This is a genomic window from Rhizobium sp. R634, assembly GCF_002211305.1.
GTDB lineage: Bacteria > Pseudomonadota > Alphaproteobacteria > Rhizobiales > Rhizobiaceae > Rhizobium.
In genome coordinates, this window is sequence record NZ_LOKW01000001.1 from 916149 (window position 1) to 936965 (window position 20817).

Annotated in this window: 19 protein-coding genes; 12 read left to right on the forward strand and 7 right to left on the reverse strand. The window is 59.9% G+C overall.

Annotated features, from left to right (window positions below):
- Positions 1–44: 44 nt before the first annotated feature.
- Positions 45–992 carry a LysR family transcriptional regulator gene (locus tag ATY77_RS04145; protein WP_088686186.1) on the forward strand — a complete coding sequence of 316 codons (948 nt, stop codon included), beginning with the start codon at positions 45–47 and terminating at the stop codon, positions 990–992.
- Between the two features lie 164 nt (positions 993–1156).
- Here the strand turns inward: ATY77_RS04145 and ATY77_RS04150 are convergent, their stop codons facing one another.
- Entirely contained in the window at positions 1157–2026 is an 870-nt protein-coding gene (locus tag ATY77_RS04150; protein WP_088686187.1) for a LysR substrate-binding domain-containing protein, read from the reverse strand.
- A gap of 139 nt (positions 2027–2165) precedes the next feature.
- Between ATY77_RS04150 and ATY77_RS04155 the strand changes: the two genes are divergently transcribed.
- The 10 genes from ATY77_RS04155 (at position 2166) to ATY77_RS04200 (ending at position 12204) form a co-directional block, all read left to right on the forward strand.
- On the forward strand, positions 2166–2927 hold the full coding sequence (locus ATY77_RS04155; RefSeq protein ID WP_088686188.1) for a glucose 1-dehydrogenase: 762 nt from the start codon (positions 2166–2168) through the stop codon (positions 2925–2927).
- Positions 2928–2951: 24 nt separating this feature from the next.
- Positions 2952–3791: a transketolase gene (locus tag ATY77_RS04160; protein WP_088686189.1), complete on the forward strand. Its 840-nt coding sequence runs from the start codon at positions 2952–2954 to the stop codon at positions 3789–3791.
- Entirely contained in the window at positions 3788–4825 is a 1038-nt protein-coding gene (locus ATY77_RS04165; protein ID WP_064844828.1) for a transketolase family protein, read from the forward strand. Before ATY77_RS04160 ends, ATY77_RS04165 begins: the two co-directional genes overlap by 4 nt.
- Before the next feature lie 59 nt (positions 4826–4884).
- Entirely contained in the window at positions 4885–5892 is a 1008-nt protein-coding gene (locus ATY77_RS04170; RefSeq protein ID WP_088686265.1) for a TRAP transporter substrate-binding protein, read from the forward strand.
- 27 nt (positions 5893–5919) lie between these two features.
- A complete protein-coding gene (locus ATY77_RS04175; protein ID WP_088686190.1) occupies positions 5920–6450 on the forward strand; it encodes a TRAP transporter small permease subunit in 531 nt (176 codons plus the stop codon).
- The gene (locus ATY77_RS04180) at positions 6447–7706 is read left to right on the forward strand and encodes a TRAP transporter large permease subunit (protein WP_088686191.1); all 1260 of its coding nucleotides are present in this window, start codon (positions 6447–6449) and stop codon (positions 7704–7706) included. Before ATY77_RS04175 ends, ATY77_RS04180 begins: the two co-directional genes overlap by 4 nt.
- 10 nt (positions 7707–7716) lie before the next feature.
- Positions 7717–9219 (forward strand): sugar ABC transporter ATP-binding protein, encoded by a 1503-nt coding sequence (locus ATY77_RS04185; RefSeq protein WP_088686192.1) that lies wholly within the window; start codon positions 7717–7719, stop codon positions 9217–9219.
- Positions 9216–10229, forward strand: coding sequence for an ABC transporter permease (locus ATY77_RS04190; RefSeq protein WP_088686193.1), 1014 nt, complete (start codon positions 9216–9218; stop codon positions 10227–10229). Before ATY77_RS04185 ends, ATY77_RS04190 begins: the two co-directional genes overlap by 4 nt.
- Before the next feature lie 40 nt (positions 10230–10269).
- On the forward strand, positions 10270–11247 hold the full coding sequence (locus tag ATY77_RS04195) for a substrate-binding domain-containing protein (protein ID WP_088686266.1): 978 nt from the start codon (positions 10270–10272) through the stop codon (positions 11245–11247).
- Positions 11248–11310: 63 nt separating this feature from the next.
- Complete coding sequence (locus tag ATY77_RS04200) at positions 11311–12204, forward strand: amidohydrolase (RefSeq protein WP_088686194.1); 894 nt, start codon at positions 11311–11313, stop codon at positions 12202–12204.
- Positions 12205–12506: 302 nt separating this feature from the next.
- Here the strand turns inward: ATY77_RS04200 and ATY77_RS04205 are convergent, their stop codons facing one another.
- From ATY77_RS04205 to ATY77_RS04230, 6 genes are all read right to left on the reverse strand, one after another.
- On the reverse strand, positions 12507–13481 hold the full coding sequence (locus tag ATY77_RS04205; RefSeq protein WP_088686267.1) for a formylglycine-generating enzyme family protein: 975 nt from the start codon (positions 13479–13481) through the stop codon (positions 12507–12509).
- Between the two features lie 44 nt (positions 13482–13525).
- Positions 13526–14524 carry an ABC transporter ATP-binding protein gene (locus ATY77_RS04210; RefSeq protein ID WP_088686195.1) on the reverse strand — a complete coding sequence of 333 codons (999 nt, stop codon included), beginning with the start codon at positions 14522–14524 and terminating at the stop codon, positions 13526–13528.
- Positions 14525–14572: 48 nt separating this feature from the next.
- A complete protein-coding gene (locus ATY77_RS04215; RefSeq protein ID WP_088686196.1) occupies positions 14573–16090 on the reverse strand; it encodes a sulfatase in 1518 nt (505 codons plus the stop codon).
- 91 nt (positions 16091–16181) lie between these two features.
- The gene (locus ATY77_RS04220; RefSeq protein ID WP_088686197.1) at positions 16182–17075 is read right to left on the reverse strand and encodes a carbohydrate ABC transporter permease; all 894 of its coding nucleotides are present in this window, start codon (positions 17073–17075) and stop codon (positions 16182–16184) included.
- Positions 17075–18025: a sugar ABC transporter permease gene (locus tag ATY77_RS04225; protein ID WP_245314287.1), complete on the reverse strand. Its 951-nt coding sequence runs from the start codon at positions 18023–18025 to the stop codon at positions 17075–17077. Before ATY77_RS04225 ends, ATY77_RS04220 begins: the two co-directional genes overlap by 1 nt.
- Positions 18006–19286, reverse strand: coding sequence for an extracellular solute-binding protein (locus tag ATY77_RS04230; protein ID WP_245314288.1), 1281 nt, complete (start codon positions 19284–19286; stop codon positions 18006–18008). The genes ATY77_RS04225 and ATY77_RS04230 overlap by 20 nt, the downstream gene beginning before the upstream one ends.
- A gap of 188 nt (positions 19287–19474) precedes the next feature.
- Between ATY77_RS04230 and ATY77_RS04235 the strand changes: the two genes are divergently transcribed.
- Complete coding sequence (locus tag ATY77_RS04235) at positions 19475–20371, forward strand: LysR family transcriptional regulator (RefSeq protein WP_088676036.1); 897 nt, start codon at positions 19475–19477, stop codon at positions 20369–20371.
- Positions 20372–20817 lie beyond the last annotated feature (446 nt).

Here is a 20817-nt window from a genome sequence, read left to right on the forward strand (position 1 = left end):
TTGTTCTATGTGTGCAACAAAGTGGTGACGCGGGGTGACGTGCATTGGAAGACCTGAATGATCTCATGCTGTTTGCCGCCGTCGTGCGCCATGGGAGCTTTTCCGCTGCCGCATTGGCGAACGGCCTGCCGAAGTCGAAAGTGAGCCGCCGTATCGCCGGCCTGGAGCGACGTCTGGGCGTGCGGCTTCTGCAGCGCTCGACGCGGGCGCTCCACGTGACGGAAGTCGGGCTAGCACTCCTGCCGCACTGCGAGAACATGGCACAAAGCGCCCTGGCTGCACTCGAGGTCGCAGCCTCGGCAGGAGAACATCCCTCAGGTCGGTTGAAAGTCAGTTGTCCGATTGGTGTCGCGCACATCTTTCTCGCGCCAGTGCTGGGCAAGTTCTTGAAGGCGCATCCGGCGATCCAGTTCGAGCTCGACCTGACAAATCGGCGTGTGGACGTGATTGCTGAGGGCTATGACGTCGCCCTCAGGATCAGATCCAGCCTGGACGATTCCAATCTTGTCACTCGCAGTTTGGGGACAAGCGAGCAGATGCTGGTCGCAAGCCCGGAATTCATAGCCGCATACGGTCCCTTCGACAGCGTGGATTCGTTGAGGCGTAAGCCCGGCGTCGGCCCGGCCGGGGTGAGAGGAGAAAAGAACTTCTGGAGCCTGCTGAAGCCTGATGGCGGTTCGATCGATATTGAATATCTGCCGACGCTCATCACAGACGATGTCTATGTGCTCGGTCAGGCCGCGCTGGCCGGAATTGGCGTCGCGCGTCTGCCGGTCAATATCTGCGGAGACGCAATCCGCGAAGGGCGCCTGATGAAGGTCTTACCGGACTATCGATTGCAAGCGCATCGTCTTCATGCCGTATTTCCCTCGCGCAGAGGCCTCCTACCGGCGGTAAGGGCCTTCCTCGACTTCCTGGCAGCAGAACTTCCGGACATGCTTGCGACGGAAACGGGGGGATATAACGATGGCTATCGGATTGGGCAGGCTTGATCCTGATCTAGCATCCTGACCGCTGGGTGTACACGAGGCCTGTAGCTTCGGCGAGCAGCGATCGGTCCTCCACGATGTCGCGACAAACAACTCCGCCGTCATCTTCAACGCGTTGTTGATGAGTGGTACCAATACCGCCCTTTGCCGGGAGGACAAGCATATTGTCAAATAGCTTGCGTCAGCCAATCGGCGAACACTTTTGACAGCCGCCGCTGGCTGCCGGCTTTTGGATAGGCGAGGTAGTGGCCGATGTAGCGGTTGTCGCGGCTGTCCATGAACGGCCGAACCAGACGCCCGCTGTCCAGTTCGCGCCGCGCCAGAGTGTTCGACTCTAACGCCACCCCCAGCCCGTTCGCCGCGGCGTCGACTGCCAGAAAGCTTCGATCGAAGCTCATGGCGGGCAGGGGCGGAGGTCCGAGATTGTTGAGTTCAAACCAGTCGATCCATTGAATCCTTTTCAGATCGCTGCGGATGAGGGGGAGACGCGCGAGATCGCGCGGAGTTTTCAGTCGTTCAGCCATTTTTGGAGAACACAGCGGAGAAATGATCTCTTCTCCAAGCGGCACAACGATCAAATCTTCTCTGTTCGATGGTTCGCCGTAGACGATGTCGACATCGAACAGACCGTCGACGAAACGCGCGTAGTTCGTGCTTGCCGCCACCCGGACCTCTACCCCCTCGTTTTTGCCCAGGAAGTCTGGAAGGCGTGCAGAAAGCACCTGCGCGGCATAGCTCGGCGCGCAGTGAACCCGCAGGAGGTGAGTCTTGTTGGATGAAATCATCTCAACACCCCGGCGGAGCTCCTCGAAGGCATTCGAAGCGTGGGAGAGGAGCGTCTGGCCGGCCAGAGTCAAGGTGACCTTTCGCGTGCTTCGCTCGAAGAGCGAGATGCCAAGGTCGCGCTCGAGCTTTGCAATGGCATGACTTACGGCGCTTGGTGACAGGTGCAGCTCCTCGGCTGCAGCGCGAAAAGACGCCAGCCTGGCTGCGGCTTCAAAGATGCGGACCGCGGAGAGTGAGGCCATCTGCAACATCGGATTAGTGAACCAGATTCACCCACCGTTGTAAACTTCGCGTTTGTCGAATGGCGTCAACTCGATCAGTTTCGACCCCGCAAGCCAACTGACTTGCCGAAGATTTGCCAGATGCTGGGACGCATCGGGAGGAGATTACATGTTACTCAATGGGAAGACCGCGGTCATTTCGGGCGCGGCGAGCAGGCGCGGCATCGGCCGTGCAACGGCGCAGCTTTTCGCCGAGCATGGCGCTCGCGTCGCCATCCTCGATATCGACGCTGACGCTGCTGCGGAGGCGGCCGCGTCGCTGCCCAGCGTCAAGTCCGGTAACCACGTCGGCCTTCGCTGCGACGTCGCCGACAAGTCGTCATGCGCCGAGGCCGCATCGAAGGTGATCGCCTCCTTCGGTTCGGTAAACGCGCTCGTCAACAATGCCGGCATCACCCAGCCGGTCGGCACGCTCGATATCAGCGAAGCTGACTGGCAGCGGATCGTGGCGGTCAACATGACCGGTGTGCTCTTCCTGAGTCAGGCCTTCATCCCCTACATGCGCGACAATGGCGGCGGATCGATTGCCTGCATGTCCTCGGTATCGGCACAGCGTGGCGGCGGCATCTTCGGCGGGCCTCATTACTCCGCAGCCAAGGCGGGCGTGCTCGGCCTCGCCAAAGCGATGGCCCGCGAATTCGGTCCAGCCGGCATTCGCGTCAACTCCGTCACGCCTGGCCTCATCCAGACAGACATCACCGGCGGCAAACTTACCGACCAGATGCGCGCCGACATCATCAAGGGCATCCCTCTGAGCAGGCTCGGAGAGGCCGCAGACGTCGCGAATATCTATCTGTTCCTGGCCTCCGATCTGTCGGCCTACGTCACCGGCGCGGTCATCGACGTCAACGGCGGCATGCTGATCCACTGAGGTTCAATCCCGAGAGAGACCGACATGAGCCAGATTGGCCACAATATCAGCCTGACAGAGCGCGCCCGGCGCATTCGCCGTCATGCGCTGCGCATGGGCGAAGTGCAGGGGCAGGGTTACATCGCCCAAGCGCTCGGCGTCGCCGACGTCCTTGCCGTATCCTACTTCCACGCCACGAACTACCGGCCGGAAGATCCGGAATGGGAAGGCCGCGACAGGTTCCTGCTGTCGATCGGCCACTATGCGATCGCGCTTTACGCTGCTCTGATCGAAGCCAAGATCATTCCCGAGGACGAGTTGGAGACCTACGGCACGGACGACAGCCGGCTGCCGATGTCCGGCATGGCCGCCTACACGCCCGGCATGGAAATCACCGGCGGATCGCTCGGACACGGACTCGGCATCGCGGTCGGCATGGCCCTGGCGCTGAAGCGGAAGAAGTCCTCGTCCTTCGTCTACAACCTGTTCTCCGACGGCGAACTCGATGAAGGTTCGACTTGGGAGGCCGCGATGTCGGCCGGCTCCTATAAGCTCGACAATTTGATTGGCATCGTTGACGTCAATCAGATGCAGGCCGACGGCCCATCGATCGGGGTGCTCAATTTTGAACCGTTGGCCCCCAAATTCGAAGCCTTTGGCTGGTTCGTGCAGCGGGTCGACGGCAACGATATCGGCGCGCTCGTAGAAGCCTTCGACGCTGCTCGTCATTACGCCGAGGCGAAGCCTCGCATCATCATATGCGACACGAAGATGGCGAAGGGGGTGCCCTTCCTCGAGGCGCGCGATCGAAACCACTTCCTGCGCGTCGAATCCCACGAATGGGCCGAGGCCCTCAGGATCATCGATGCGGGAGTGCAAGCATGAGGCGTTCCAAGTACATCCGGCCTGCGCATCTTGAAAGCGGCGTCGACAAGCCCCGGCTTACGACGTCGGCGATGATCGCATCGATTGCCGGCCCCGATCAGCCGACCAGGCCCGCGCCTTTCGGTAACGCCCTGGCAGCTCTGGCGCGGAAGGACGACCGCATTGTCGGCATGTCCGCCGACCTCGCGAAATACACGGACCTTCACGTGTTCCGTGCTGCCCATCCCGACCGCTTCTACCAGATGGGGATGGCGGAACAGTTGCTGATGATGTCGGCGGCCGGCATGGCGCGCGAAGGCTTTCAGCCTTGGGTAACGACATATGCCGTCTTCGCATCCCGGCGGGCCTACGACTTCATCTGCCTGGCGATCGCCGAGGAGATGCTGGACGTGAAGATAGTCTGCGCCCTTCCGGGCCTGACGACGGGATATGGGCCGAGCCACCAGGCGACTGAGGATCTCGCAATGTTCCGCGGCATGCCGAACCTCACGATCGTCGATCCGTGCGACGCCAGCGAGATCGAGCAGGCGGTTCCGGCGATCGCCGCTCATAAGGGGCCGGTCTACATGCGCCTGCTGCGCGGCAACGTTCCACTGGTCCTGGACGAATACGGCTACAAGTTCGAACTCGGCAAGGCCAAGCTCCTTCGGGATGGCAAGGACACGCTCATCATCTCGTCGGGCCTGATGACGATGCGCGCGCTCGAGGCTGCCGCACAGCTTCGATACGACGGCGTCGACGCTGCCGTCCTGCACGTCCCGACCATCAAGCCGCTCGACGAGGCGACGATCGTCGCCGAGTGCCGCAAGGGCGGAAGGCTGGTGGTCGTGGCGGAGAACCACACGGTCATTGGCGGCCTCGGAGAGGCAGTCGCCGGAACGCTGTTGCGTGCCGGCGTCGCACCGCCGGGCTTCCGCCAGATCGGCCTGCCCGACCAGTTCCTGGAGGCAGGTGCCTTGCCGACGCTCCATGACCAATACGGGCTATCGACCGTGAAGGTGACGGAGGCGGTCAAGACCTGGCTCTCGACCTGACGACGTCGGCCGGTTGAGGAGATGCCGGCCGTTTAAACAAGCTTGTGATGGAGGATGAAATGAGCTTGCAGATGAACAGAAGATTTTTCCTGGCGACCGCCACTGCTGCGCTCGCGGCCCCGGCAATCGTGCTTTCAAGCCGATCCGCCAGCGCTGCCGCTACGACCCTGACGCTCGGCCATGGCGCCGCTCCCGGCAATCCCAGAACCGTCGCTGCCGCTAAGTTCGCGGAACTCGTCAAGCAGAAGACCGAAGGTCGTATTCAGATCAACGTCGCAGGCGCCGAGACGCTTGGCAGCGACTCCGCGATGCTCACCAGTCTCAGGACAGGCGCGCTGGATTTCACCGCCAACAGCCAGGGCGCAACTTCGGCGATCGTTCCAGAACTCAGCGCGCTCGGCCTGCCGTTTCTATTTGAAAACACGGACAAGGCCGTGGCCGTCCTGAAAGGTCCGGTGGGCGCCGAGCTCAACCGGCGCTTCGAAGCGGTCGGAGTCGTACCGCTCGACTGGTGGGACAACGGCATCCGGCACCTGACGAACTCGAAGCGGAAGGTGGCTTCGCCTGCCGACCTAGCGGGCATGAAAATCAGGACGCCGGCCGATCCGATGACAATCGACATCTTCCAGGCATTGGGAGCAGGCACCGAACAGATCGCCTTCGGCGAGCTCTACATCGCTTTGCAGCAGGGCGTTGTCGACGGGCAGGAGAATCCGCTCGCCAATATCGAAAGCTCGAAACTTCACGAGGTCAACAAATACGTCAGCCTAACCGCCCACAAATGGGAATCCACGCCGTTCCTGATGTCGAAGATCGCTGAGGCCCGCCTGGGGCCCGATTTGGAGGCGGTCAAGGCCGCGGCAAAGGAGGCGGGTGCTCTGCAGCGGAAACTCTCGAGCGAGAAGGCCGCTGAGGTGCTCGAGAGCTTCAAGAAGAACGCTGCGGTCGAGGTCATCGAGGTCGATCACGACGCTTTCGTCAAGGCGACCGCGTCCGTCGCGGACAGCTGGAAGAAGAAGCCGTTCGGCAATTTCGTCACCCAGGTGGAAGCGGCTGCGAGGGGCTGAGGCTCCTACCCAAGATCCGGAGACCTCATGAGCAGGTTTTATTCAGCCGTCGATCTGGTCGCCGGCATCATCGTCACCGTAGCGAGATCGGTCATCATCGTCAGCGGCATCGCGCTGACGGTGGTCACCACGGCCAATGTCATCGCTCGATATGTTTCGGCGAGCGGGGGACTTTCGTTCGCCCAGGAATTGCCGATGCTGATGTTTCCGTGGTTCATCATCGCCGGGATCATCGTTGCAGCCCATGCCGGCGGGCATATGGCCGTCGAATGGCTCTACCAAAAGCTCGATGGCACTGCCCGGACGACGGCCCTCATCGTTGCGAATGCGATCAGCGTTGCCGCATTTCTGGTGCTGGCATATCAGGCGACCGTGGTGGCCGAGATCGCTGGGGCTGAACACAGCCCCGTCCTGCAGCTTCCGAACAGCATCGGCTATTACTCGCTGTCGATCGGCGCGGTGCTCGTGTCCATCGTCACCCTCGCCGCGACCGTCCGCGTTCTCCGCCTCGGCTGGGATCACCGCCTAGAGATCAAGCCAGAGGAGATCGCGCTATGACACTTGTCATGATCGTTTCCTTTTGCATCCTCATGGTCCTCGCCGTTCCCGTCGGCTATGGGCTGATCATCGCAGCGGGGCTTGGAGTCCTGTTCAACGGTTACGTTCCGCTCTCGGTGGTCGCCCAGCAGGTCTACGACCAGACCCAGTCCTTCCCAATGCTGGCGCTCCCGTTCTTCATGCTTGCCGGCACGCTGATGCTTGGCGGCGAACTGGGTCGTCAGCTCCTAGAGCTCGCCTCTCGCGCGATGCAGCGGTGGCGGGGCGGACCGCTTTCGACGACGGTCGTATCCTCGGTCGTCTTTGGCGGCGTATCCGGTTCGGCCGTGGCGAATGCGAGTGCGCTCGGTTCCGTTCTCATCCCCTGGCAGAAGAAGCACGGGTTTCCGCCGGCACTCTGCGCCGCCAACAATGCGACCTCCGCTGTCATCGACGTCCTCATCCCGCCGTCGATTCCAATGATCCTCTACGCTCTGATCAGCGGCGTCAGCGTCGGTGATCTGTTCATCTCCGGCATCGTTCCGGGGCTGATCATGGCGGCGAGCTTCGTGTTCGTTTGCTGGTACGTGTCAGTAAGGCGAGGGTATGCCGTCGAGGCCATTAAGGTCCGCAAGCGCGAGCTGGCGCGGCTGGCACTGCAAAGTTTCCCGGCAATCCTGCTGCCGATCCTGATCATCGTCTTTCTGCGTTCCGGCCTGGCGACGCCGACAGAGGTCTCGGTCCTGTCGGTCGTCTACTCGCTGCTGCTCAGCATCCTCTTCTACCGTGACCTGACCTGGAAACGCTTTTGCGAGAACATGGTGGAGGCGGGCGTCGCGACGGGCGTCGTCATGCTCGTGATCATGGGCAGCGCGGCGGTCGGCTGGGTTCTGACGTTCGATCAGGCTCCGCAGCATATGGCCGAATGGGTCTCGACGCACATCTCCAGCCCGATCGTGATCATTTTGATGATGAACCTGATCATGCTGGTGGTCGGCATGCCGCTCGATATGCCGCCGGCGATCCTCCTGCTCGGACCGATCTTCGTTCCTCTGGCCGATTCCATCGGTCTCGACCGGGTCCAGCTTGGCCTGATGATGGTGATCAACCTCGGGATCGGGCTCTACACGCCGCCGATCGGCACAACCCTGTTCATCTCGTCGTCGATCGCAAAGGCGCCGCTGGGAACGACGACCAGCGAGCTCTGGCCGTACTTCGGCATGGCCATGCTCCTCCTCCTGGCGGTCAGCTTTGTGCCGGCGCTGACGATCTACTGAGGAGCGTTCGATGAGTGAAACATCCAAGAACGTCATCACCGTCCGAGGACTTACAAAGTCCTACGGTGCAACCTCGGTCCTCAAAGGCGTCGACTTCTCCGTTGCTCGCGGGGAGGTTCACGCGCTGCTTGGCGGTAACGGCGCCGGCAAGTCGACGATGATCAAGATCATTACGGGCGCGGCCTCGCGCAACGACGGAGAGATACGCTTCTTCGACAGCGAGGGCAGCGAACGCAGCGAGGCCGAGGGCAGGGTGAAGGTCGCCGTCGTGCACCAGGAACTTGCGCTTCTGCCGCATCTGACTGTCGCCGAAAACATTGCCCTGCCGCATCACAGGAGAGGTGCGGCCGTGTTTCGGCGTACGGCCGCGGCGGGACAGGCCTACGACGCGCTGCGTATGATCGACCAGGATTTCGCTGCCACGTCCTTGCACAGGCTAGTTGGGAGCCTCAGCCTCCACGAAGGTCAGATGGTTGAAATTGCCAGGGCTCTTTCTTCGGGTGCGGAATTGATCCTCCTCGACGAGCCGACTGCCAATCTCACCGCTCTTGAGACGGAGAGGCTGTTTGCGGTGCTGAGGCGGCTGACCCGAGATACCGGTCTGTCGGTTGTCTTCGTCTCGCACCGAATGAAGGAGATCAGGCAGATCGCCAATGTCTGCACGATCATCCGCGACGGCCGGACCGTGGTTGATCGTCAGCCGATGGAAGAGCTGACGGACACCGGCATCATTGAAAAGATGGGGCAGGTGGCAGCCTCTCATGCACCGGAACGGGCGCTGCGGCCCGACTACCGGTCGGACGCCTTCGCTGCGACGGACACTATTACCATCGAGGAGGCAGGTTTGAGGCTGGAACTGCTGCCGGGCACCGTCCTCGGCGTGGCCGGCGCACCGGCTGGACCGGCGGCACTGATCGAAGCGCTGACAGGCGCCGCCCGGAAGAAGCGATGGAAGGTTGCGCGTGCGGGATGGCCGGGCCAGCTCCGATCGCCGCGCAAAGCCGCCCGCCTGGGAGCCGGATATGTGACCGGCGATCGCGCATCCAAGGGAGTCCTCAACAGTCTTCCGATCATCGATAACATGATGGCGTCCCGCCGCGTGACCAGAGGCGCGCTCCTCGCTGGCGGCTCTGAAGCGGGCGAATGCCTCGATCTGCTGAAGGCCTTGAAGGTGAAGGCCGCTTCCGTCTGGGATCTGCCGAGCACACTGAGCGGTGGCACGCAGCAGAAGCTTCTGCTTGCCCGCTGGCTAGGCGTGCCCTCCCGGCTGCTCGTCCTCGAGGAGCCGACCAGAGGCGTCGATATCGGAACCAAGCGAGAGATCTACCAACTCATCAGACAGATGGCCGCTTCAGGCACAGTGATCGTCTGGTGGTCCACTGAAAATGCCGAACTGCTGGAAGTCTGCGACCGCATCATCGCCTTCGACACCGAGGGGCGGTGTGCCGGCGTGATGGACCGCGACGACTTTAGTGAAGAGAAACTTGTTACCTTGACTGGAATGGCCGCATGACTGGGACACGGGCACATATCGCGCCGACTGAGGCGCCGGCAACACAAATCAGACAGAGGGAAAGCCTCTTTAGCGTCTACAGGACAGAGATTGCGATCGCTCTCGCAATCGTGCTGCTGGCCCTTGCGGTCGGCTCGCAGGTTCCGCAGGCGCTCACCTGGGGCAATTTTGCCAATATCACGCAGGCCGGTGCGCCTCTTATCATCATGTCGCTGGGCGTTCTGCTTGTCGTCATCACCGGCGGTATCGACCTCTCCGTCGGCTCGGTCTTCTCCTTGACCGGCATGGTGACCGCGCAGGCGATGGCAAATGGATTTGGCGGTATCTCGGCAAGCCTGATCGGCCTCGGCGTCGGACTTGTTTTCGGGTCGATCAACGGCTTCCTCGTCACGATCGCCGGTCTGGCGCCGTTCGTCGTAACCCTCATCACCTTTGCCGTTGCCGGCTCGCTCGCTTTCATCGTCACGAACGGGCGCTCGATGCCGATCGGCGATCCTGACTTCTGGGTCCTCAACAGCGGCAGCCTGATACCCGGCGTTCCGAATTACATCCTCTTCTGCGTGATCCTTCTGATCGCAATCGAGCTCTTCCTGAAGAAGATGGTGGCTGGCCGCTGGTTCTATGCCGTCGGCAGCAGTTCGACGGCTGCCTATCTGCTTGGCATTCCGGTCAAGCGCACGAAATTCGTGGCCTACGTTGCGTCCTCGCTGCTTGCATCGTTCTCCGGCCTCCTGACGATCTCCTACATCCTCAACGCAGAATCCACCGCGGGATCAAGCCTCATGCTCCAGGCCATCGCGGCGGTCGTGATCGGCGGTGCAAGCCTGCTCGGCGGCACGGGCACCGCTGTCGGCGCGGTGCTGGGAGCTCTGATGATTACCGTCATCCAGAACGGCGTCAATCTCATCGGCATCAACAGCTTCTGGCAGGGGTCGGTCACCGGCGTCGCCATTCTCATCGCGGTCCTTATCGACCGCTTCAGCAAGTCGCGGCGGGGGGCCGCCGTTTGACATCAACCCGGCAAAGCCGGTCTTTGGAGGAGGAATGAAAATGAAAAGCACGAAACACGCAGTAAGGTTGTTTGCCGGCGTTGCAATGGTGGCCCTTTCAATTTCGGCTGCCGCTCATGCTGAGGAAAAGAAGACAGTGGCGTACCTGGCGCCGTCGCTTGACATCTCCTACTGGCAGTGGGTCGGCTACGGCGTGAAGGAAAAGGCCAAGGAACTCGGCATGGACTATGTCGAGTACACGTCCGAAAATTCGCCGGCAAAACAGATGGACAATGCCCGCACCGCGGTGACGAAGGGCGTCGACGCCATCGTGATCGGCCCCGTGAGCTCGACGAGCACGCCGCCGCTCCTCGCATATTTGAAATCGCAGAACATCCCGATCGCCTTCGCCGGCATCGGCCCACAGCCCGGCCAGACAGACTACACGTCGTCGGTTACGGCAAACAATTACGAGACCGGCAAGGCGCAGGGCGAATTCGTCTGCAAGCTCGCCAAGGACCGTGGTGGCAACCAGGTCGGCATGCTCTCATTGCCGCAGGATCGGGAGAACGCTCAGAAATATCTGAAGGGTGCAGAAGAGGCGTTCAAGGCGAGCGGCTGCGATCTGGCGCAGATGCTGGAGACCCGGGGTCTTACCGTCAACGAGGCGGTCACGCAGGCCAATGACATGCTCACTGCCCATCCTGACATCAAGGCCATTTACGGCATGTATGATGAGGCCGGGACCGGCGCTGCCAAGGTGCTTCAGACCCGCGGTCTTACGGGCAAGGTCGGCATCGCGGTAGCGGACGGCAGCCCGACGACGATCTCGCTGCTGAAGTCGAACGCGATCCAGGGCATCTTCTTCCAGGAGGCGGTCGGACAGGGCATCGACGGGACGCAGCAGGTGTTCAACGCGATCTCCGGGACGCCAGTCAAGAAAGACCTCGCTCTCGTGATGCCGCTGGTGACGGCTGACAAAGTCGACTCGCCGGAAGCGAAAGCCGTCATCGCACGGGTGTTCCCGCCAGCCAACTAGGTGGTGCGGACGCCGGCTGTCTGGCCGGCGTCCTTTTCGGCAATCTCTTGAAGGGCCGCAGGCATGAAAAACCTCCCGATCATCGATCCGCATTTTCATCTGTGGGATCTCGACAACAACTACTATCCGTGGCTGTCGGACGGCGTGAAGCCGTCTGCCTTCGGCGACTATACCGCCATCAACAAGACTTACCTCATCGACGACTTTCTGGCTGACGCGAAAAATCAGAACCTCGTAAAGGCAGTCCATCTTGATGTTGGATACGATCCCAAGGATCCGGCCGGTGAGACGCGGTGGCTGCAGGGCGTGGCCGACAAGCACGGTTTTCCTCACGGCATTGTCGGATATGCCGACTTTCGTAAGCCGAACGTCGGCGATCTCCTTGACGAGCACATGTCGTGCGCGAACTTCCGCGGCATTCGGCAGTCGATGAACTACCACCAGGATCCTGCCAAGACTTACCTGACTGAATCTGGCGTTAGCCGGACACCGGAGTGGCGCAGCGGTTTCAAGCAGCTTGCCCGACGGGGTCTCAGCTTCGACCTTCAGCTCTACTACTGGCAGATGGAAGAATTTCTCGACCTCGCCCGCGATTTTCCCGACGTGCAGATCATCTTGAACCACACGGGCATGCAGGTAGACGGACCAAGCCATTTCGAGGGGTGGCGAAGTGGGATGCGCGTGCTTGCGCAGGCGCCCAATGTCGCCTGCAAAATCTCAGGTCTCGGAATGGGCGATTGGACCTGGACGGTCGAAAGCATCAGACCCTATGTCGAGGAGGCGATTGCGGCATTCGGCATCGAGAGGTGCATGTTCGCCTCGAACTTCCCGGTCGACAAGCTGTTCGGCAGCTACGACAAGATCATGGACGGCTTCAAGTCCATCACCGCCAGCTATTCTCCAAACGAGCGCCTCGCACTGTTTTACGACAACGCCGCGCGCTTCTATCGGTTATAGCGGCGTCCCGGGGCCGGCGTACATGTCGGCCACTCACCACCTGATCCGGTTGCATCGGCGATGCGGGCCAGGACGTTCGCACGCCACTGACACTGAATAGCGGGGTCACCGGTTCTGGCACGGCGAGAGATTTCCGGGCAAGGGTCCGATTTGTGGCTATGGGGGTTCACGTTTAGGCCAAGAAGATCGCACAATGGATCTAAGGGAACCGGCCCGGCAGGTGAGCAAGGACGATAACGTTTGGTAGGCGTATAGCTTTCACGCAGGTTGTTTGTGGTTCTAATCCGTTCAAGGCGTGTGACCTATCCGCGATCTGACCGCAAGACGGTTCTAAAACCCAAATTGCAGGCGGTCGATTCGGGGGTGTTAGACAGACGGGCGGCAATGCGATAACGCTTGCAATAACTTCTATGGCATAGATACGAGCCACCGCGCGCAACTCGGCGGTCGCCCGTTGCAGGGCCCAGAGGGTCGAGCGACGGCGATCGCGTGTAATAGTCCCTGTCGTACCAGTCCGCGCACCATTCCCACACATTGCCGATCATGTCATACAGGCCGAAATCGCTCGGCGTATAACTTGCCACCGGTGCCGTCGCCAGCCAGCCGTCGGCACCGGTATTGCGTCCGGGAAAATTACCCTGCCAGATATTCGCCATATGGACGCCGTCCGGTTCGAGATCGTCGCCCCAGGGAAATCTGAGGCCTTTGTGTCCGGCCCGGGCGGCATATTCCCACTCTGCTTCGCTCGGTAGGGTTCGTCCTGCCCATCTGCAATAGGCCTGTGCGTCGTCGTAGCTGACATGGACGACGGGATGCTTGCCTGAATCTTCGATGCTCGAGTGGCGGCCGAAGGGATGCCGCCAATCCGCGCCCCTCACCGTCAGCCACCAGCGCGTGTCATGATGGCCGACGAGGTCTCCACTCTCTGCCGCCACAAAGGCGGCAAACACCGCGGAGTCGCCTATCCTCTCCGCGTCTGTCACATAGCCCGTTGCCGCGATGAACCCTTCGAACTGGTCGTTGGTCACGCATGTGCGGTCGATCCGGAAAGGACTTATGGAGACAGTGTGGACCGGCCTCTCTCCGTCGCTCTCACGTCCTTCGCCGAATGCGTCTCCCATCTCGAATGTTCCTCCAGACAGGAGGACATCGTCGTGCAGGTTTTGGGCCCGGATGTCGATCGGCGCGGATACCGGGCTGCCGTTTCCAGACGAGCCCGAAGGTATCCTCTGTCCGCAGCAACAGGCCTCGTGGTTTGATTTCAGCTCCTCACTCATCGCCATCCTGTTCGGCCTCGATCCGGCACGCCAATCATCTCACGTCAAATCATGGTGCGGCCGTCGGGATCGAAACGGTAAACCCGTCCCTTGGGGCCAACTGCGATATTGTGCCCCGAAGCGATAGCGCTTCGTCCGCCAAGGCGAACAGTCAGGCTTTCCTCGTCGTCGAGATCGACATAGACGAAGGTGTCCGCGCCAAGGTGCTCGACATGCGTGACCTGCCCACGCCACGGGCCGTCGGCCTGCGGTTCGAGATGTTCCGGCCGAATGCCGATGCGCGCTCCGCCGAAATGCTCCGCATTGGAACGCGTCAGGAAATTCATCTTTGGTGACCCGATGAAGCCGGCGACAAATTCGCTTTTCGGATGGTCGTAAAGCTCCATGGGCGTGCCGACCTGCTCGATGATGCCTCCGTTCAGAACGACGATCTTGTCGGCCATCGTCATCGCCTCGACTTGGTCGTGCGTCACGTAGATCATCGTCGTGTCCGGCAATTGGCTCTTCAGCGTGGTCAGCTCAAGCCGCATCTGGACGCGCAAGGCCGCATCCAGGTTGCTCAGCGGCTCGTCGAAGAGGAAGATGTTCGGATCGCGGATGATGGCGCGGCCGATCGCGACACGCTGCCGCTGTCCGCCGGACAAAGCCTTCGGAAGCCGATCGAGATAGTCGCTCAGATGCAGCTTCCGGGCGACGGTTTCAACCTTGCGGCGCTGCTCTTCTTTGGAAACGCCAGCAATCCGCAAGGGATAGGCGATGTTCTTGAACACGCTCATATGGGGATAAAGAGCATAGCTCTGGAAAACCATCGCGATCCGGCGCTTGGCGGGCGCGAGGTCGTTCACGACCTTGCCATCAATGGAAATCGTCCCGTGAGACACACCCTCCAAGCCGGATATGCAGCGCAGCAATGTGGATTTGCCGCAGCCGGACGGACCGACGAAGACGACGAATTCGCCTGTCTCGATCGTAAGGTTGATATCGGTGAGCACGGGAAATGCGCCGTAGTTTTTGTAAAGATTTGCGATCTCGATGGTCGACATGGGTCCGCCTCGTGTTCGATTGAATGAAGCTGCGCTTCCGCTCGGCGGTCACCGTGTTTTCGGCCGCCCGGTGCGGGTATGGTCCAGCGTCGCCGGTCCCTCGATCGGGAGGCCGAGCCGTTCGAACTGGCTGGCGGGCGCATGGTTGCGCCGCATCAGGTCCAGCATGAGGTTGATCATCCGCAACTCGATGTCGGGTGCCGCCAAGGGATGTTTCTGTTCCGGATCGTTTGCGAGATCGAATAATAGCGTTTCGAGAACCGTGGTATCGAGCATGTGCGGCCGGGTAGCCGGCATGCGCAAGACTGGCGCACCTTTCGTGAATGGCAGTCCGTCAATCAACTCCGCGTTTCGCAGTTGCTCGGGGCTGAATCTTTCCCGCATCTGGGTCGGCATGAGGGTATGTTCCAGAAGCTTCTGATTGACCGGATCGTCCGGGCCGCGCATGTAGACGTAGCGGCCGTCGGTCACGTTTACATGCATTCCGAATGCGCCGAAAAGCCCTGCTTCACGAATGGTCTCGTTATCCGAGATCGTGTCCTTCAGCGGCCGGCCTTCCATGTCCTGAGTTGGCGCAAGACCGAAAAAATCCAGAAGGGTCGGCCCGAAATCGATCGTCTGCACCAGGGCTTGGCGGCGCTCACCTCTCACCTTGCTCCGCGGGTCCCAGATGAAGAGCGGGGTGTGGATGTTTTCGTCATACCAGGGCTGCACCATCTTGGCCCACCAATCATGCTCGCCGAGCAAATAGCCGTGATCCGTACAGACGATCAGCATGGTGTCGTCCCAAAGGTTTTTTTCGTCCATCAGGTCTAGGATGCGTCCGAGCGAAGCGTCGCACATGGTCAGAAGCGCGGAATATTGGTCGCGAATATACTGGACCGTCTCCGGCTGCTCCGTCACGGGGCCGTAATCCGGCCAGTCGATCTTCGGACCATCATAGGGCTTGGCGTAAAGCTCGCGGTATTTTTCATAGGAGAAGAAAGGTTCATGCGGGTCGAAGGTCTCGACCTGCAGGAACCATCGATCGCGTTCGCAATTGGTTTGAATGAATTCGAGCCCCGCATCGAAAACCTTTGTCTGCGGATGCTCCCTTTCGTCGTCAAGATAGCGGCGATTGACGAGATCCTGCCCTCGGATGGCGAGATGCGGCTCCTGACCGACGGTGTCGTCGCCTGCGGGAACCAAAGCCTTCCAGCGGTCGCCTTCCTGGCCGCGAAAGAATTCGTATGTGCTGAAGCGATTGTGATAGGTGGCGCCGCCATCTTCCCAGTAATGCTGGTGATCTGTGATCAAATGGGTGTAGATGCCGGCCTTGCGGAGCATTTCCGGCATGGAGTCGTCGAAGGGCTCAAGGGGCCCCCAGGAGCGGTGCAGGAAATTGTAGCGCCCCGTATGCATTTCGCGGCGTGCCGGCATGCAGGGCATGCTTCCCGCGTAGCAATTATCGAAGACGGCGGACCCTGCGGCCAGCCTGCTGAAATTCGGGCATTGCATCCAGTCGCAGCCATAGGGCGGCAGAAAGCGCCGGTTGAGGCTGTCGAACATGACCAGAATTGCTTTCATCTCTTCGTTCCTTGCGACGCGCAAAAGGGTGCCCGTTGGGCGGGTCGTCGGGATTTGCGAGGACTTGGCGAGGCTGCGAGCAGCCGCGCGCTTATTTGATTGCGCCGGCAAGCGCACCTTCCTGGAAGTATCGCTGGATCAGGAGAAACATCATGACGATGGGCACGCTGATGCTGAGCACGGCAGCCATCAGCAGGTTCCATTGTGTCGAGTTATCCTGGAAGAACACCGTCAGGCCGAGCTGAAGCGTACGCAGGTCGTTGGAGGACGTCGTCACCAGCGGCCAGATGAAATCGTTCCACGCTGACTGAAAGGCGAATACGCCCACGACCGCGACCGCTGGCTTGACGAGTGGCGTGTATATTTCGAAAAAAATTCTAAATTCGCCCGCGCCATCGACCCGCGCGGCATCGCCAAGCTCGTGGGGCAGCGAGATGTAGAACTGACGCATCAGGAAAATGGCAAGAGCGCTGACGATGTGCGGCACCATGATGCCGGGCAGCGTGTTGAGCAATCCTTGCCCCCCTAGCCCGAAGAGGTCATTCCCGCCCGCAAGCGGGAAATGGGAGACCATCACGAACAACGGGACGATAGATACTTCGGGAGGAACGACAAGCAGAGCGATGAGCAACAGCATCATCAGGCCGCGCCCCCTGATCGGCAGCATTGCTAGCGCATATCCTGCTGCACATGAAAGGAGGACCTGCAGGATCGTGCATCCGATGGCGACGACGGCACTGTTGAGGAAAAAACGAAGGAAGTCAGCGCTCAGGAAGGCGTTCGAAAAATTGGAAAGATCGAAACGTGATGGCCATGACCCGATCCACTCCCCGTTCGGGGTGAGGGCCACCAGTACGATGTAGAGCATCGGGACCGCGTACAGAGCGGTGACCATCATCGCGATCGCCTGGAAAATCGATGAGGATCGTTCTCCCGTGTCCTTTCGCGTGGCATGTGCCCTGAGTTCAGAAGCGCCCGCGGCCATCACGCTTGCTCCTTCGGACGGAACATCATCCTCAGTGCCAGCGACAGGATCACAACCAGCAGAAACAGCATGACCGCCATGGCGCAAGCCTTGCCGATGTCGAGATCGGTAAAGGCGGCGCCATACATCAGATAGACGATCGTGCGAGTGGCATTGACCGGACCGCCGCCCGTCATGACGTAGGATTGCGTAAACATCTGAAGGGCCCCCAGAAACCAGGTTATGGCAACGAAGGATATGACGCCGCGAACTGTCGGAAGTGTGATCGTCCAAAAGCGTTGGAAGGCATTCGCACCATCCATCTTGGCGGCTTCCAGCAGTTCCGATGGAACGGATTTCAACGCCGCAAGGACGATGATCATGAAATATCCGAGGTTGCGCCACATGCTCATGACGACGATCGACGGCATCGCCCAGAGTGGGTCGGACAGGAAATAGGCTGGGGAAAAACCCCAACGCATCAGCGATGCATTGATCGGACCGACGGCAGGGTCGAGCAGAAGGTTCCAGACGAGCGCGACCACCACATAGGACGCTGCCTGCGGAAGGTAGATGATCGTGCGCATGAGCGGTCCGCCATATAGGTGACCGTTGAAGAGCGCAGCGACCAGTACCACGACGACAACGCCTATCCCGACCTGGCTCACGGCGAAGGCAAGGGTATTTTTCAAAGCTTCATAGAAGACGGGATCGTTCAGGATCGCCACGTAGTTGCCGAAGCCCACCCATTCCGGCGCGGACAGAAGCGTATAGTGCGTGAAGCTGAAGTAGAATGACAACGCGAGGGGAGCAATCGAGGTCAGGAAGATCTCCGCGAAGGCCGGACTGACCAGAATCGCCCCAGCCTGCCGCTTGCGGCGCAGCACATTGTCACAAGCAACCGGTAAAGGCCGGTCTGCGATTGCGATGACGCATGGCATCGACAGCGTGTCAGGCGCGGGTGATTTCATCGATCTTCCTGTCGAGTGCGGCAAGGACGTCAGCCGGGCTTTGCACCTGGCGAATGGCCGACTGCATCGCGATGTTCACCTCCTTCTGGATCTGCAGCAGGTTCGGCGTGATCGGCAATGCGCCGGCGTACTGGGTCGCATCGACGAAGCCCTTGTTGATGGACGCAAGGAACGAGGCATCCTTAAGATCCTTGCGGGCGGGCAAGCCGCCCCAAAGTTCGGCAAATTTCTCCGAAGAGTCCTTCGACGTGAGAAAGGAAAGGAGCTGCCAGGCGCCGTCGGGGTCTTTTGTATTCGCCCCAATGCCGAGCTTATTGATCCAGGCAAGAGTCGCGGGGGTGCCGCCTGGCTTTGCCGACAGCGGCAGGCCGGCTACGACAAATTTCTCGACGCCCGGATTGTTGGCGTGGGCGTTGCGGGGCTCGACGACGCTATTATAGGTCATCGCGGCAAGCCCCTGAACCAGCGGTGTCGGACCGGTTCCCTGGTAGACGATGTTCGGGTTGGCCAGTCCCTCGGCAAAGAAGGAAACAAGGTACTGGAGCGCGGCAAGACCAGATTCGCTCGACAGGATCGACTTACCCTTTGCGTCGAAGTAGCTGCCACCGGCTTGCACGAGCATTTGCGAATAGGTCTGCATCAGCCCGACGGATTTGTCCTGGTTCGCAAAAAAGGGAGCATCCAGAGGACCGCCGTTCTTTTTGGACAGTTTTCCGGCGAGCGCTTTGAAGTCGTCCCAGTTCGTGGGGAGAGCAGCACTGACACCGACCTTCTCGAGGATGTCGGAGCGATAAATCGCGGTGCGCACATCGGCATACACTGGTAAGGCATAAGACTTGCCGCCAAAGGCTCCGTCCTTGAGCATCGGCACGTAGAATTGATCGATCTCTGCCCAACCTTGCAGATAACTGTCGATCGGCAGGAACGCTCCCTTGGATGCAAGGGCAGGGGTCATCACCTGGCCCATCATGCAAACGTCGGCCAAGGTACCGCTCGCGGTCGCTGTCAGAAGCTTTTGAAATGCGGATCCCCAATCCGACTGGCGCAATTCGACAGCATAGCCGCTCTCGCTCTTGAACTCGTCAAGGGCGGATTTCATCCAGGCGACCGCCTTCTGGTCTGGACCCAGAATCATGAGGGACAGGCTTTTGTCCTGTGCCCGAATGGCGGGTGCCTTCAATGCGACAGTGAGCCCGGCAGCGATGCCGAAGCTGCTTTTCAACACCGCTCTGCGCCGTATGCCTTGAAGTTTGTCAGCCACCAAATCCTCCCACGACTGAATGAATTTCATGCCGTCGCTGGCCGACATTCGAAAATTTAGTCGTCCAAGCGAAATGCTCGTGACGGGGGGTCAAGCCGTTCATCAAACACCTCGAGTTATGGGTAACATTGCCAATCGATAAACAGTAATAGATAATAGTAGCGGTCTGATATCCAAAAGTTATCGATATGCGTCTGCTTGTTTCACGTCATCTTGAAAATTTCCTTGCCCTCTACGAGGCAAGAAACATGCATAAGGCGTCTCTCGGCAAGGGGATCACTCAGCCGGCCCTAACAAAGAGCCTGAAGATTTTGGAAGATGAGATCGGCTCGATGCTTTTTGTTCGAACATCCAGAGGACTTGAGCCGACTGAAGCGGGTGAGACGCTTTACCGATACGCACGGACAATCGACCAGGAGGCACGGTTCGCCGCTCTGGACATCAACAATGTCGTCTCCAAAAATGGCAGCAATATCAGGATTGGCGTTGGGCCTGGGCTTGCCGTCAGCTCATTTCCGAAGGTGTTGGTCAACTTTCACCGTAAATTTCCGGGGGTTAAGGTCATTGCCCAAATGGGCCTGACCAAACAACTCGTCGAAGACCTGATGCGAGACAGTCTCGATGTCATCGCCACAGCCAGACCGCCCCAGGAACTGCCTGAACATATTTCCTGCATTCATCTGTTCGATATTCACTTGGCTGTCGTTTGCAGGAAGTCTCATCCTCTGAACTCCTCGAAGGACATCGGGATCGAGGACCTCTTCGATTACGGTTGCGTGACTTTCCCGGAAAGTGACGAATTCATCAAACGCTCACATCAACTGTTCGGGCAGACCGCCGACAAGCTGAATGTCGTCGTGGAGACAAATTCGATTTCGGTGATGCTCGATCTTGTCGCGTCGGCCGATTATTTCGCGCTTGTGGGCGAGATTATTGTTCCTCGCGCCATGCAGGCTGGTCTGGTCAGACTTCCCGTGCCGAGCTTGGAATGGGATATGAAAATCGACCTAATGTGTAAAACATCACTCGTCGAGACCCGGCCAGTGCGTGCACTTCGCGAGGCATGGGCCAGCTACCGCGCCTAACGGAGATGCCGTTAGGGGTTTCCATCATTGAAGCCTAGATCATGTCCAGACGCGCTCTCGATCGCGTCTGTGAAGCCGGCTTTCGTCGCTGGTCAGGCCGATCGTTCTCTTCGATGATGGCGTTTGGCTACCTCATCTGTAATCGGGGTTGGCTGAGGGCTGAGATACCATCGCTGAACTCGCCAAGGCGCCATGCCGCGGAGGCATCGAGAAACGCAGACTAGCCATCATGCGTTACCGCGCTGAAATTCTCGACTGCGCCAAGCTGTTCGACGGAAGGCAGACGAGTAAAGCTCGCATGAAACGGCGTCCATTGTCTTGCGAGGCAGGGCGCTAAAGGATGTATAACAATCCGAGGATGAGGCCTATAGCGACCAGGCAAAGCGTTAGGGAAGCAGGCCCGTTTTTGTTGGCGAGACATTTTTCCTCGTGTCCACGCTCGGACA